This is a genomic window from Volucribacter amazonae (genome assembly GCF_029783845.1).
GTDB classification, from domain to species: Bacteria; Pseudomonadota; Gammaproteobacteria; order Enterobacterales; family Pasteurellaceae; genus Volucribacter; species Volucribacter amazonae.
The window spans coordinates 2,466,389-2,480,383 of the sequence record NZ_LWID01000001.1 but is presented as its reverse complement, the minus strand read 5'-3'; the positions used below and the strand labels follow the sequence as shown (position 1 = coordinate 2,480,383).

The 13,995-nt window shown below is 41.6% G+C and carries 12 protein-coding genes; 8 read left to right on the top strand and 4 right to left on the bottom strand.

Going from position 1 to position 13,995, the window contains the following annotated elements:
* Position 1 precedes the first annotated feature (1 nt).
* A complete protein-coding gene (locus A6A20_RS11900; RefSeq protein WP_279573626.1) occupies positions 2 to 559 on the bottom strand; it encodes a tetratricopeptide repeat protein in 558 nt (185 codons plus the stop codon).
* A gap of 447 nt (positions 560 to 1,006) precedes the next feature.
* Between A6A20_RS11900 and A6A20_RS11895 the strand changes: the two genes are divergently transcribed.
* The 3 genes from A6A20_RS11895 to A6A20_RS11885 all read left to right on the top strand — a co-directional run bounded on the left by A6A20_RS11895 (position 1,007) and on the right by A6A20_RS11885 (position 6,287).
* Positions 1,007 to 1,786 carry an OmpA family protein gene (locus A6A20_RS11895; protein ID WP_279573625.1) on the top strand — a complete coding sequence of 260 codons (780 nt, stop codon included), beginning with the start codon at positions 1,007 to 1,009 and terminating at the stop codon, positions 1,784 to 1,786.
* Between the two features lie 27 nt (positions 1,787 to 1,813).
* The gene (locus A6A20_RS11890; RefSeq protein WP_279573624.1) at positions 1,814 to 4,714 is read left to right on the top strand and encodes a YadA-like family protein; all 2,901 of its coding nucleotides are present in this window, start codon (positions 1,814 to 1,816) and stop codon (positions 4,712 to 4,714) included.
* Positions 4,715 to 4,953: 239 nt separating this feature from the next.
* Positions 4,954 to 6,287 (top strand): IS3 family transposase gene (locus tag A6A20_RS11885; RefSeq protein WP_279571979.1). Its coding sequence is split into 2 segments (ribosomal slippage): positions 4,954 to 5,410 and positions 5,410 to 6,287, totalling 1,335 coding nucleotides; the frame shifts between segments, so codons are not numbered across the junction.
* A 295-nt stretch (positions 6,288 to 6,582) separates the two neighbouring features.
* On the opposite strand, the gene A6A20_RS11880 is transcribed toward A6A20_RS11885, so the two are convergent.
* The 3 genes from A6A20_RS11880 to A6A20_RS11870 all read right to left on the bottom strand — a co-directional run bounded on the left by A6A20_RS11880 (position 6,583) and on the right by A6A20_RS11870 (position 8,332).
* Positions 6,583 to 6,915, bottom strand: coding sequence for a branched-chain amino acid transporter permease (locus A6A20_RS11880; protein ID WP_279573623.1), 333 nt, complete (start codon positions 6,913 to 6,915; stop codon positions 6,583 to 6,585).
* The gene (locus tag A6A20_RS11875; RefSeq protein WP_279573622.1) at positions 6,912 to 7,658 is read right to left on the bottom strand and encodes an AzlC family ABC transporter permease; all 747 of its coding nucleotides are present in this window, start codon (positions 7,656 to 7,658) and stop codon (positions 6,912 to 6,914) included. Before A6A20_RS11875 ends, A6A20_RS11880 begins: the two co-directional genes overlap by 4 nt.
* Positions 7,659 to 7,807: 149 nt before the next feature.
* Positions 7,808 to 8,332 carry an SRPBCC family protein gene (locus A6A20_RS11870; RefSeq protein ID WP_279573621.1) on the bottom strand — a complete coding sequence of 175 codons (525 nt, stop codon included), beginning with the start codon at positions 8,330 to 8,332 and terminating at the stop codon, positions 7,808 to 7,810.
* Between the two features lie 150 nt (positions 8,333 to 8,482).
* Here A6A20_RS11870 and A6A20_RS11865 point away from each other — a divergent pair, with 150 nt between their 5' ends.
* From A6A20_RS11865 to A6A20_RS11845, 5 genes are all read left to right on the top strand, one after another.
* The gene (locus tag A6A20_RS11865) at positions 8,483 to 9,427 is read left to right on the top strand and encodes a LysR family transcriptional regulator (protein ID WP_279573620.1); all 945 of its coding nucleotides are present in this window, start codon (positions 8,483 to 8,485) and stop codon (positions 9,425 to 9,427) included.
* Between the two features lie 57 nt (positions 9,428 to 9,484).
* A complete protein-coding gene (locus A6A20_RS11860; RefSeq protein WP_279573619.1) occupies positions 9,485 to 10,063 on the top strand; it encodes an NAD(P)H-dependent oxidoreductase in 579 nt (192 codons plus the stop codon).
* 80 nt (positions 10,064 to 10,143) lie between these two features.
* The gene (locus A6A20_RS11855) at positions 10,144 to 10,809 is read left to right on the top strand and encodes an NAD(P)H-dependent oxidoreductase (protein WP_279573618.1); all 666 of its coding nucleotides are present in this window, start codon (positions 10,144 to 10,146) and stop codon (positions 10,807 to 10,809) included.
* 163 nt (positions 10,810 to 10,972) lie between these two features.
* Positions 10,973 to 12,295 carry an L-cystine transporter gene (locus A6A20_RS11850; protein WP_279573617.1) on the top strand — a complete coding sequence of 441 codons (1,323 nt, stop codon included), beginning with the start codon at positions 10,973 to 10,975 and terminating at the stop codon, positions 12,293 to 12,295.
* Between the two features lie 353 nt (positions 12,296 to 12,648).
* Complete coding sequence (locus A6A20_RS11845) at positions 12,649 to 13,983, top strand: anaerobic C4-dicarboxylate transporter (protein WP_279573616.1); 1,335 nt, start codon at positions 12,649 to 12,651, stop codon at positions 13,981 to 13,983.
* The last annotated feature ends 12 nt before the right edge of the window (positions 13,984 to 13,995 follow it).

The following is a 13,995-nucleotide window of genomic DNA, read 5'->3' as shown; positions in this document are numbered from 1 at the left end:
ATCATTTTAAAGTGGAACGACTATACAATTCCAACAACGCCTGTTGAGCATCAACATTGCCCACTAACGCCGCTTTTTGATACCACATTTTAGCCTGTTGCAAATTTTTATTTACCCCCTGCCCTGTGGCATACAAATGCCCTAACGCCGTCATTGCTGGCGAAGCAATAATATCGCCACGTTGTGCCGATTGTTGATACCAATATAACGCCTTACTCAAATCTCGCTTAACCGCAATACCTTGTTCATAAAAATAACCTAACCAATACTGACTGGTAATATCGCCTTGCTCCGCACTTTGGCGAAAATAATCCAAGGCTAAAGCCAAATTTTGTGGCTCACCCCAGCCATTTAACGCTAACAACGCTAAATAACGAGGTGCTTTAAACTGCCCTAACCTCGCCGCTTGCTGAAATAACGACTTTGCTGTCTGATAATCCTGTTGTTGATAAGCACTAATCCCTTGATCAAGCATCTGCTTGGCTTGTTGCTTATTGGTAGTAACATTGCTACAAGCCACTAATGATAAAGCCAATATAAGATAAAGATATTTTTTCATTATGTGATTTCTCCGAAATTAAAAAGTACGGTCTATTTTAAAATAAATTCTCACTTCCCCATTTTGCCTCTTGCCTTTTAGCCAAAATAACGCTAACATAATTTCCGTTTTTTTACACAACAACAGATTTCATTACCTAACTATCGAGGCTATGATGTTATATATAAACCACTCCGCAAGCAAGCAAGCAAGCAAGCAAGCAAGCAATTTAACCCTTTCTCGCGGCTAAACGCAAGTCTTTTTCTTACTTTTTTTACGGGGCTTACCGCCTGTTCTTCCCAACCCAATAGCGAACTGCTGGCGCAATTACCTGAAAAAACCATTGAATATGGCTGGCAAGGCAAGGGCAATTATCTCTCTGCCGCTGACTTAGACCATCTACAACAACGCTTTAACCAATACAATCAGCAAGGGCAACAAAATTACGCCCACCTCAAAGCCCAATGTTTGCTGGATTTAGCTCATTGGACGTTCCGCGAGACCCGTAGCACGGGCATTACCGAATACCTCACCCAACAAGCCTTGTTGGCGGAACAAGCCGCGTTGGCGCAACGCAGCGCCCGTTTATTTACCCCCGCCATGCCGGGCTATCCGCGCCTTGAGCTGCCGCAACGCCAGCAATTACGCCAACTTGCTGTACAAAAAGGGGCAAATTGCGCCATGCAGGCTCTCGCTTGTGCCGATGTGGCTATTTTGGGCTTGGAATATGAAACCGCAGAGGACTATGGCAATTATTCCCAACATGGCGTTTATTTTCAGCAGCAAGCCGACCAATATCTCAAGCAGGTAGAGCAAGGTATTGCCCAATGTGCTGCACCGCCACAGCAAATGCAGCTCAACGCTGATGCCCTGTTCCGCTTTAACCAATGGCAATTTAACCAAATCTTGACACAGGGCAAGCAAGATTTACAGCAATTTGCCCAACAAGTAGCAAAATCAGGGCAAAAGGTGCAACGGATAGAAATTACCGGCTTTACCGACCGTCTCGGTACGGCAGCCTATAATCAACGCTTGTCGCAACGTCGGGCGGAAACCGTCGCTCGTTACCTTAAACAAGCCTGGCAAAAGCAAGGGCTGGACACTAAATCCATGCAATTTGTGGCGCAAGGCAAGGGCAGTCAAACGCCGTTAGTGCAATGTCAACAAAAAAATCGTCAGGCACTCAAAGCCTGTTTACAACCTAATCGCCGGGTAGAAATTCGGCTGCAATATCAAACCAATCCATAACCTATCAGCTAATTTAAGGAGCAATTTATGAACAAAATCTATAAAGTGGTGCGTAATCGCACAGGGCAAACGGCTGTAGTGCCAGAGTTTGCCAAGAGCAAAAAAACGTTGGCAATTTGCACCGCACTTTTTAGCGGTCTGATCTTTTCGCAAGGGGCTATGGCTACAGATCAAACGATTATTGATAATGAAAATAAAATAATTATATATGGTGTAAATAATACCTTTAAGAAAGCAGATGATAATGGACGTGATTATCATACAGTAGTAGGCGATAGCAATGCTATTATAAAAACTCTCCCTGCTGACGATTTTTTCCACCCTGATGGTACACAAACTCTTGATAGAAGTAGTAACATATTTGGAGATAAAAATATTTTAGATAGTGTAAACTCAAATATTTTTGGAGGAGCAAATACTATTAAAGGAGAACATTCTACTATTATAGGAGAAATTTCTAAAATAACGGGATATAAATCACATAGCTTTGGTTATGATAATAATGTGACAGGGAGTAACTCCCACGCATTTGGTACCAATATTACCATCAACGCCGATAACGCTATCGCCATCGGTAACGGCGCCACCAATAATCAATCAGAAACCGTTTCCTTTGGTAACGGCACCACCAACAACTACCGCCTTACCAATATTGCCGATGCTGTAAACAACAACGATGCGGTTACCCTCTCTCAACTCAATACCAAAATTACAGAGGTAAAAGACGCCAATAAAGCTGATGCAGAAGCAGCTAAACAAGCGGCTATTAATGCCAGCAACGCACAAACCGCCACTGAAAATGCCAAAACTGCCGCTGAAACCGCTAAAACACAGGCGGAAAGCGCCAGAGACCAAGCCAGCGGCTTTGCAACCCAAGCTGAAACCGCAAAAACACAGGCAGAAACCGCCAAAGAGCAAGCCAGTGGTTTTGCTACCCAAGCAGAAAACGCCAAAAACGCAAGCCAAGCCGCACAAGTGGCTGCCAGCACTTCTGCCGCTGAGGCAAAAACGTCTGAAAATAATGCAGAACAAGCCAAAAACCTTGCGGTAACAGCCAAAGATGCCGCACAAAAAGCCGAGAAAAACGCTAACAACTCCGCTCTTGCTGCCGCAAACTCGGCTAATGCCGCCAAAACGTCCGAAACCAATGCCAACAACGCTGCTAACACCGCGGCACAATCCGCTCAACAAGCGGAAAACGCTAAAACTGCCGCCGAAACCGCCAAAGAGCAAGCCAGTGGTTTTGCTACTCAAGCGGAAAACGCCAAAACGGCTGCAGAAAGCGCTCGCACCGCTGCCGAGCAATTTTCTTCAGCAGCTGCAAACTCTGCGGGCAAAGCAGAAAGCGCAAAACTTACCGCTGAAACAGCACAAAATGCAGCAGAAATCGCCCGTGACAATGCCGTAGCCGCCCAAGATAACGCTAAACAATCGGCCGACGAGGCTAAAAACTCTGCTCAACAAGCGGCACAATTTGCTAGCGATAGCCAAACAGCGAAACAAGAGGCGGTTAATGCCAAAGACCAAGCAGTCAACGCTCAAACCGCAGCAGAAAATGCGCGCAACCAAGCTCAACAATCTGCAAATCAAGCTGCAATCTCAGAAACAAATGCTAAAACTGCTGAAACCAATGCCAACGATGCCGCAACCCGTGCCGAAACTGCCGCCACCGCAGCAAAAACCTCAGAAACCAATGCCGATAATTCTGCCACTAAAGCGGAAACCGCCGCTAAACAAGTGCGCGCCCTCGCTAATTCTGGTTTAGGTGCCCTTGCCTATACCGATACACAAGGCGAAAGAGTGGTGCTTGGTAGCGATGGCAACTATTATTACCCGAAAGATGATGGCATTACCGCCGATGAAAACAAGCCTGCCAACATTAGTAGCAAAGAGCAAGTGCAAGTGGCGGTAGTCAACGGCAGCGGCTCCGCCAAAACCCCGACTACCCTGCGCAATGTCAAAGCTGGCAAGGTTAGCAAAGACAGTACCGAAGCAGTCAATGGCGGGCAATTACACAGCGCCATTAAATCCATCACCGGCGCCAACGATGATGAAATTATGATTAACCCAGATGGCACCATCGCTGTGACTGTACAATATGATACCTATGACAGCAGCGGCAACCGTTCACAAACCAACAATGTGAAAGACGTGGTCGCCAATATTCAACAAAAAGGCACCCAATATATGCGCACCAACAGCACCAATGCCCCTGCCATTGCCAGCGGCGAAAATGCCATTGCGGCGGGTGGTGGCTCTCAAGCCAGCGGCAATAACAGCGCAGCCTTTGCCAACAATGCCCAAGCTCTCGGCGACAATAGCCTTGCCATGGGAAATAATGCTGTAGCAAGTGGCACCAATAGCACCGCTATCGGTAACAGCGCCATAGCAAACGGCGCTAATAGCACGGCGATGGGCAACAATGCACAAGCCTTAGGCGACGATAGCTTAGCAATGGGAAGCAATGCCGTTGCCACCAATAACAATGACGTGGCACTCGGTGCAAACTCAGTAACAGGCGCAGCAGGTGCAAACCGCACTGGCACCGCCGAGCTTTCCGTCGGTAACAGCAACTTAAAACGCCGCATCACCAATGTGGCTGACGGCATCTTAGACAGCGACGCCGCCACCGTAGGGCAACTCAACCGCTCGGTAAATAGTTTACAAAATCAAGTGAACGAAAACCGCAAAGTGGCGGCTAAAGGGGTCGCTTCTGCCTTGGCGATGTCTGTGCAAGTGCCAAACCAACACCCCGGCGAGTTTTCCATCGGGGTCGGCACCGGCTATTATGACAGCCAATCTGCAGTAGCGGTTAATGGTAACTACCTCACCAAGTCTGGCAAAATGAACATCTCCGTGGGCGTAGGCACCTCCGTAGGCAACGGCAGCAAACCCGCCGCCAAAGCCGGCGTAGGCTGGGTGTTCTAATTGGCACTATTATCATTAAAAATAAAAACGGATCTTCGGATCCGTTTTTTTGTTTAGTGGAGGTTAAAGTGCGGTGAGTTTTGAGATTTTTTTGAAAATAATTGAAAAACTGACCGCACTTTGAATAAATTTAACAGGAATAAAAAAATAACACTCCCTTACCCCCTTAAAAAGCCCCAGCCTGATCTGCCCCCCAAAAGTTGGACTAACTAACCAACAGATTAAGGAGCAGATTTTTTATGACAAAATATAGCCAAGACTTTAAACAACAAGTGATTGATTTCTATTTTCAGCATAACAACGAACTTGCCCACACTTGTCGCCATTTTAACCTCGCGAAAAAGGTAGTAAGATGCTGGCTCCGCTTATTTAATTATGCTGGAAAAGAGGGATTAAAAGTGCGGCAGACCCGACAGGTTTATTCTCCTGAATTTAAACTTCAGGTACTTGAACCCATTCTGCGTGGAGATTGTACCGCCGAGCAAGCGATGGTTGACTTTGGTTTGTCTAATACAGGGCTTATCAGCCAATGGTTGAAAAATTATTTAGAACAAGGTATAAACGGGCTATTGTCGAAAAAACCTCAAGGTTCAAGCAAAATGAAAACCAAATACCCCCAAATGCCACCGCCACCGAAAACCGAAGAAGAACGCTTGCGTTATCGTATTTTAGAGCTTGAGGCGGAGGTCGCCATTCTAAAAAAGTGGCAAGAGTTAAGCCAGCAAAAAATCCGGAAAAAGCCGAAATAGTTAAGGCATTACGCCAACATTTTCCTTTAGAAATCTTGCTGACCTTGACAGGATTGAAACGGAGTACATTCTTTTACCATTTGCCGCCAAAAAGCGAGAAAAATGCGGAAATCACCGAGAAAATTCTGGAAATTTACGAGGAAAATCAGGGAAATTATGGCTATCGGCGTGTTTGTGCTGAATTGCGTAAGTCTATGATGATTAATCATAAAAAAGTGCAAGCGATTATGCAGCAGTTAGGCTTAAAAGGGAAATGTGTTCAGCAAAAATACCGCTCTTATCGCGGAAAGGTGGGCGATATTGCGGACAATCTTTTGCAACAAGATTTTCAGGCGAAAGCCCCTAATGAGAAATGGGTAACCGATGTGAGCGAATTTAAGTGTAAAGAGGGCAAGCTATATTTATCACCCATAAAGGATTTATTTAATGGGGAAATTATTGCTTATGATATTTCTCGCAGTGCGAATTTTGAGCAAATTAGGCGAATGATGGGGCAAGCTATTGCCAAACTTGATGGAAGCAAGCCGATACTGCATTCCGATCAGGGTTGGCAATATCAGATGATAGGTTATCAGCGATTATTGCAAGAAAAGGGTATCCGCCAGAGTATGTCTCGGAAAGGCAATTGCCTTGATAATAGTGCGATGGAAAGTTTTTTCGGGCGGTTAAAAACGGAATGTTATTTTGGTAAGGTTTTTGAGCGTTTTGAGCAACTGGAAACGGCGTTGCATGAATATATTGCATATTACAACAATAAACGTATTCAAGCTAAATTAAACGGATTGAGCCCGGTGGCGTATAGGGTTCAGTCATTGATGAGGTAAGTCTAAGTTTTTGGGGTCAGATCACCCTAAACTTAGAACGATAGAATAATTTTGGCTGTTTGAGCGTAGCGAGTTCCAAAATTATTCGTCTATCGTTCTTAGTGAAAGGCTGGAAAAAGGCTTTTTCTAGGGGCGTGTTTCTTTGCCTACTTTCTTTACACGAGTAAAGAAAGTAGGTCGCACGAATGTGCTAAATACATTTGTGAAGTCGGAGAAATAAAAGTAAAAAAATAATTCAAAAATCAACCGCACTTTAATCCCAAATTAGCAAAAAATAAGCCTTTTTGTTTAGATTTTACGCCACAAACACCTTTTGTAATAAAAACATATAAATTCCTGTCCCAGCTGCAATGGATAAAAATAAATTCCGTTTCCAGAAATGGAGTAATAAGGTTATCGCACCCGCAATAAAATTCGGGATACCATGGTGTCCTGTCAACAAATTCACATCTTTATAGCAATAAACCACCAACATTCCAAACATTGCAGCAGGCAACACTTGCCCTAGATAACGGATATATTGAGGAATTGGGCGATTAGCAGGGAAAACAATAAACGGTAACCAGCGTAATAATTGTACACCTAGCACGCCCATAGCAATGGTAATGATTTGTTCTGTTAAGGTCATTCTTTGATCTCCTGTAATTTAGCGGTTAATGCTTTACGGCGTAAGGTTAATAAAATCCAAATGCCCAATAATGTTGGCAGTAAAAAATGCGATTTGCCAAAAACTAACAAGGCGGTTAAGCTCACACCAATCCCAAGCAAGGCACTTTCGTGGCTAGTTTCTTTACACCACTGTTCGGCAAAAATCACTAAAAATAGTGCGGTCATAGCAAACTCAATACCAGTGAGATCAATCGGCATAAAACTACCAAATAATGCCCCCAAACTTACCCCAATAACCCAATAGAGATATAAAAATAAACTGACCCAGAACATAAACCAGCCTCGATCAATCTGTTTAGGAATGTCCGCAAGGTAATTTAAGGAAAAGGCTTCATCAACCAAAGTCGCAATTAAAAACCATTTTTTTCGCCCTACATCACGATATTTTTCTAGCATAGAAATGCCATAAAATATTTGTCGCCCACTTACCATTAATGCAATTAATAAGGCATTTAATGGGGCAAAGGGCATTACTAACAAACCTGCAACAATAAACTCTACTGAACCTGCATAAATCAGCATTGCGGTCAAAATAGGATAAAGAAAATGAAAACCTAAGGATTTCATATACACGCCATAGGCAATGCCTAGAAAGAGAAATCCTGTTGCAATAGGTAAGGTATAAGGTAACGCATGTTTCGCCGCAGTTCGTACGGGAGAATAAGTAGTCATAACAACATCATATCCTAGACAAAAATTCATAGTTTAACCATTAAACAAATCATTTTCATCAAATTTTTTGAATGCCGTTATTCTGCTTTGGCATAAGAAAAGAAAGACCAATAATACGGCGAGGCAAGCCAACGCCGTATTATTTCAATGTATAACAAGGATAAAATTGAAAACGCTCACTAAAGGCTTAACCCTGTTTTCACGCTGTTGACAATCCCATCAAGCCATTCTTGATGCCCATTAATCATGGGATTAGGGACGGTTTTTGCCAATTCTTTGGCAGGATTGCCGTTTTGCGTTTCTTGGGTCAGAATGCGTACTCGTCCGCCGTCAAGTTGTTCAATTAACCAAGCGTGATGAACATCAAGTCGGTCTTCCGCCCCTTGTTCGCCACTCCAACCATGCCAAGCAATGCGTGCAGGTTCACCGTTTTGAGCAGGGATATATTCCGTAATTTCTGCCTCAACAGGAAAACCGAAGGTTTTGAAGAAGAAACGTGCTTGCGGATAAAGTTCTGTGCCTTGATAATCCTGATAAAAACGAATATCGCTCACATTGCTATAATAATGTGGCCAATATTTTGTATCATTTAAATATTGCCAAACTTGTTCTACTTCAGCGTTAGCAATAATCACTTCGTTAGAACAAAAATTATCAGTAAAACCGGGAATATAGCCTGCTGGCCAATGAATTGAATGTTGCATAATATTTTCCTCAAAAATTTTTTATTTATCAACCGCACTTATCTTTGTTGATAAGCCTTTTGATGGCGACAGTATAAAATCCTTTGTAGATATAAGTAAAATCATAATAAAATATATGTAATATCATTTATTCTGATATATAGGTCTATGATGAAAAGTTTAAGAACCCTTGATTTAAATTTGTTAAAAGCCTTTGATGCGTTATGTGATGAACGCAGTGTCAGCAAAGCAGCTGAACGCCTTGCTATTAGTCAACCTGCGATGAGCGGTGTCTTGCTCCGTTTAAGAGAAAGTTTTGATGATCCTTTGTTTGTTCGGGTACAACGGGGTATTGAGCCAACCAATCGTGCCTTAGAGTTAGCCGTACCGATTAAAAATATTTTAAACGAGGTGGAGCAATTACTGCAAACCGAGCAATTTAATCCCCTTGAGGCTGACATGGTGGTAACTATCGCTTGCACTGATTATTCTTTGCGCGCCATTATTAAACCTTTTTTAATTGAGCTAAATCGCCAAGCCCCTAATATTAAATTGGCGACAGTAAATATTGATGAATCCCTAGTGCCGCAACAATTAACCAAAAGGCAAATTGATTTTGCCCTGACTACCGCTGATTTTCAGGCTGCGGATACCCATTTTCGCTATTTATATCAGGAAAAATATGTGTGTGCGATGCGGGCTACTCACCCTTTAGCCAAGCAAAGCCAATTAAGTTTGACGGATTTTTGCCGTTATCCACAAGCCTTATTTTCTTACTCAGGTGGCAGTTTTACAGGCGTTACAGACGAGGCATTAGCGGAATTAGGTAAACAACGCAATGTGGTATTATCCTCGCAAAATTTTTTGATCCTGCCTGAAATTTTACAACAAAGCGACTTGTTGGCTGTCGTACCAGCACGCTTAGTACAACCATTAGCTGATATTTATTATCTTGAACCACCATTGCCAATTAAAGGGTTTACTAAAACCTTGGTTTGGCACGAACGTACACATCGTGATCCTGCCTATATTTGGTTGCGCCATTTAATTGCTCAATGTTGCCAAGCAAAAGCTCATATCAGTGAAACTGATAACAACTATCAGCAAAAACCATAAGTCTTAATAAGAATATTTGGATTATATTAATACTTCAACAATAAAACAGGAGCAATAATGAATATTTTATTACTTAATGGAGCAAAAGCCTTTGCACATTCACAGGGAAAATTAAACCAGAGTTTACAACAGCAAGCCTCTCAATTTTTAAGTGAGCAAGGACATCAATTACACGAAACCCTGATTGATCAAGGCTATCATATTGAACAAGAAGTACAAAATTGGCTATGGGCTGATGTAGTTATTTGGCAAATGCCCGCTTGGTGGATGGGCGAACCTTGGATTGTCAAAAAATACATTGATGAAGTCTTTACAGCTGGACACAATAAATTTTATCACAGTGACGGGCGTCATCGTAGCAATCCAACGGAAGGATATGGTACTGGCGGTTTGTTACAGGGTAAGAAATATATGCTGAGTTTAACTTGGAATGCCCCCATTGAAGCATTTAATCGCCCCAATGAATTTTTTGCTGGGCAAGGGGTTGATGGTGTATATTTGCATTTTCACAAAGCTCACGAATTTCTCGGTATGACCGCATTGCCGACCTTTATTTGTAATGATGTGATTAAAAATCCACAAGTTGAACAATACTTGCAAGATTATCGCCAACATTTAAGCCAACTCTTTGCTTAAATAGCTTGCATAATAAAAAGATAATCGCTTTAATTTAAAGGATTACCAAAAGTAAAACCAATGATGAATAGGAGAACAATATGATCAATAAACAAGATATTCTCAAGGCTTATCATTATCGCCACGCTTGCAAAGCCTACGATCCTAATAAAAAAGTATCACGAGAAGATATGGATTTTATTTTAGAAACGGCACGCTTATCGCCAAGCTCTTTCGGCTTTGAACCTTGGCGTTTTTTAGTAATTGAAAATCCAGCAATTAAACAATTATTGCACGATAATGCATGGGGATTAAAAGAAAAAATCAATGATTGTAGCCACGTTGTGATTATTTTAGCCAGAAAGCAAGCCAGTTTATTGGCAGACAGCGACTACATCACCCATATGATGAAAGATGTTCATCATCTACCTGATGATATTATCGCCTTAAGACGAGAGTTTTACCGTCAATATGCCGACAATGAAGCCAATCTTGTAGGTAATGAACGGGCTTATTATGACTGGGCATCAAAACAAACCTATATTGCTTTGGGCAATATGCTTACTAGTGCCGCCATGATTGGCATTGACTCTACTCCCGTAGAAGGCTTTCCTTATGATAAAGTAAACGATCTTCTCGTAGAACAGGGATTATATAACGGCGATGAATTCCGCATTAGTGTGATGGCATTATTTGGCTATCGTTTACATCAACCAAGGGAAAAAACACGTCAAGCCACCGCTGATGTGATTGAGTGGGTTGAGTAATCTCTATTGCCCCAATAAAGCATAGCCACTTCCTATTAGTGGCTATTTTTCTCTCAAAATCATAGCATATTTATTTATAACTAATAGCTAAAAGTCATTTGTATAACCTCATAAAATTATTTAATGTAAATAACTTTTCAAGGTTATTCTAAATGGAGTATCAATGTTAATCCTAAACCTTATTTTATTTACTTTAGCCTTAATATTAGTTGGCTATATTTATCGTAAAACCCAAAAACTTGGCTTAAGCGTATTTATCGCAATGATCATTGGAGCTTTGGGGGGCATTTATTTACAAAGCACCGCCCCAGCCCATTTAACCACCTTACTGGATTGGATTAATTTGGTAGGTAATGGCTATGTACGCCTATTACAAATGATTGTTATGCCGTTAATTTTTATCTCTATTCTCTCGGCAATCACTAAATTAAATCAAGCCAGTGCCTTAGGTAAAATCAGCATTAGTGTATTAAGTGTTCTCCTCATTACCACTGCAATTTCCGCATTAATTGCAGTAGCAATGGTTTATCTCTTTGATTTATCTCATCTTGGACTTACATTAACAGGTGGCGAACGTGAGGCTGCCGCCCAAGCACGAGTAGCAAGCCGAGTAGATACCGTACAGGGACTTACCATACCTGCAATGTTACTTTCCTTTATCCCTCGCAATCCTTTTGCTGAATTAACAGGCGCTAATCCCACATCAATTATTAGTGTGGTCATCTTTGCCGCTTTTCTTGGTGTCGCCAGTTTAAGCCTACGCAAAGACAATCCACAACTAGGCGAACGCATTGCTCAAGGGGTAGAAAGTTTAAACCAATTAATTATGCGTGTTGTCCGCTTCGTTATTCGCCTTACTCCTTACGGTGTACTTGCATTAATGATCCGTATGGCGGCAACCTCTAAATGGGTAGATATTCTTAATCTAGCCAATTTTATTGTCGCCTCTTATGCCGCCATTATATTAATGTTTATTGTGCATGGACTATTACTCGCCCTCTCAGGCATTAATCCATGGCATTACTTTAAACAAAGTTTACCAACATTAACCTTTGCTTTTACTTCACGTTCCAGTGCCGCCTCTATTCCATTGAATATTGAAACCCAAACTAATAAATTGGGCAATCGTCCCGTCATTGCAAACTTCTCTGCCACCTTTGGCGCAACCATTGGACAAAATGGCTGTGCGGGCATTTATCCTGCCATGTTAGCGGTTATCATTGCCCCAATGGTAGGAATTGATCCCTTTACTTTACATTTTATTGCCTCATTAGTTTTAATTGTGGCAATTTCTTCTTTCGGCATTGCTGGCGTGGGTGGCGGAGCAACCTTTGCAGCGATTGTGGTGCTTTCTACGTTAGGCTTGCCACTAGAATTAGTCGGCTTACTTATCTCCATTGAACCGCTAATTGATATGGGAAGAACCGCTCTTAATGTCAATGGTGCAATGGTAGCAGGAACTTTGACGAATAAATGGTTGAAGTGATAGTTTAGGTAAAAGAGGACAGAAAATGGATACACTCATATTAACGCTGTCCTCTATTACCGAGCATTGTCCCTCAAAGTGCGGTCGGTTTTGCAATTATTTTTTCACTATTTGTTCTCCGCCTTTGCTAATGGTTTTGTTCTCCTTTCGTAAAAAGGGGCGAAAACCATGAATAAAGTCGGATAAATAAAACAACCTTAAACAAAATCTAATAAAACCGCAAAATTTTATAACAAACCCCAAATAAACATAAAAATAACCAAAAAATGAATAAAATCGCTTACAGTTCGGCAATTTATCTATATAATTAGCCATCTTATGATTTTTTAACCTTACTTCAACAGGAATTTTTTATGTTTATCATTGAAATTGCTATCGTTTTGCTTTGTATCCTCGTTGGTGCACGCATTGGCGGTATCGGCTTAGGGGTATTCGGTGGTTTAGGACTTGCCATTCTTTCTTTTGGCTTTGGTTTGAAACCAGCGGGTTTACCGATTGATGTTATGTTTATGATTATGGCAGTAGTTTCTGCCGCCGCCGCAATGCAAGCTGCGGGTGGTTTAGATTATATGATCAAAATCGCTAGCAACATTTTGCGTAAAAATCCCAAATATATTACCTTTATGGCACCTGCCGTTACTTGGTTATTCACCGTATTAGCCGGAACAGGGCATGTGGCATATTCTGTTCTCCCTGTTATCGCCGAAGTAAGTCGCCATAATGGTATTCGCCCTGAGCGTCCATTGTCTATGGCGGTCATTGCTTCTCAATTTGCTATTGTTGCAAGCCCAATTGCAGCGGCAGTAGTTGCGGTTGTTGCTTATCTTGAGCCACAAGGGATTCATCTTGGTGATGTATTAATGGTAACCATTCCAGCTACAATTCTTGGTATTGGCATTGCTTGTATTTTTGTCAATAAAATGGGCAAAGAACTCAAAGATGATCCAGAATATCAACGCCGTTTAAAAGATCCTGAATATGATTTAACTGCTAATGCCAATGCTTACCAAGATGTTACCATTACTAAGCAAGCAAAACTGTCTTTAGGTTTATTTTTGTTTGGTTCTTTATTGGTCGTATTAATGGGTGCAGTGCCTTCATTGCGTCCACATTTTACCGAAATCGTCAATGGTGTCGCTACCAGTAAACCAATGGGAATGGCACATACCATTGAAATTATTATGTTATCCGTTGGTGCATTAATCATTATGTTCTGTAAACCTGATAGTAATGCGATTACTAAAGGTTCGGTTTTCCATGCTGGTATGCGTGCGGTTATTGCAATTTTAGGTATTGCTTGGTTAGGCGACACCTTAATTCAAGCCCATATTGGCGAAATAAAAGACATTGTTTCTAGTTTGGTAGAAACAGCACCTTGGACATTCGCCCTAGCGTTATTTGTGCTTTCTATTTTAGTTAATAGTCAAGGGGCAACGGTAGCAACCCTATTCCCATTGGCGATTGCTATTGGTATTCCACCAGCGGTATTAATCGGGGTATTTGTGGCGGTTAATGGCTATTTCTTTATTCCAAATTATGGTCCAATTATTGCAACCATTGACTTTGATACCACTGGTACAACAAAGATTGGTAAATTTATCTTTAACCATAGCTTTATGTTACCGGGATTATTAAGTATGGTATTTTGTTTAGCTTTTGGTTTATTATTCTCTAACCTATTCTTATAATTTCTTAATGAA

Excerpts from the sequence above, each read along its gene's own strand:
- A6A20_RS11880 (WP_279573623.1), bottom strand. The coding sequence starts at position 6,915 with ATGACCTTAACAGAACAAATCATTACCATTGCTATGGGCGTGCTAGGT.
- A6A20_RS11855 (WP_279573618.1), top strand. The coding sequence starts at position 10,144 with ATGATCAATAAACAAGATATTCTCAAGGCTTATCATTATCGCCACGCT.
- A6A20_RS11860 (WP_279573619.1), top strand. The coding sequence starts at position 9,485 with ATGAATATTTTATTACTTAATGGAGCAAAAGCCTTTGCACATTCACAG.
- A6A20_RS11845 (WP_279573616.1), top strand. The coding sequence starts at position 12,649 with ATGTTTATCATTGAAATTGCTATCGTTTTGCTTTGTATCCTCGTTGGT.
- A6A20_RS11900 (WP_279573626.1), bottom strand. The coding sequence starts at position 559 with ATGAAAAAATATCTTTATCTTATATTGGCTTTATCATTAGTGGCTTGT.
- A6A20_RS11865 (WP_279573620.1), top strand. The coding sequence starts at position 8,483 with ATGAAAAGTTTAAGAACCCTTGATTTAAATTTGTTAAAAGCCTTTGAT.
- A6A20_RS11875 (WP_279573622.1), bottom strand. The coding sequence starts at position 7,658 with ATGAATTTTTGTCTAGGATATGATGTTGTTATGACTACTTATTCTCCC.
- A6A20_RS11870 (WP_279573621.1), bottom strand. The coding sequence starts at position 8,332 with ATGCAACATTCAATTCATTGGCCAGCAGGCTATATTCCCGGTTTTACT.
- A6A20_RS11850 (WP_279573617.1), top strand. The coding sequence starts at position 10,973 with ATGTTAATCCTAAACCTTATTTTATTTACTTTAGCCTTAATATTAGTT.
- A6A20_RS11890 (WP_279573624.1), top strand. The coding sequence starts at position 1,814 with ATGAACAAAATCTATAAAGTGGTGCGTAATCGCACAGGGCAAACGGCT.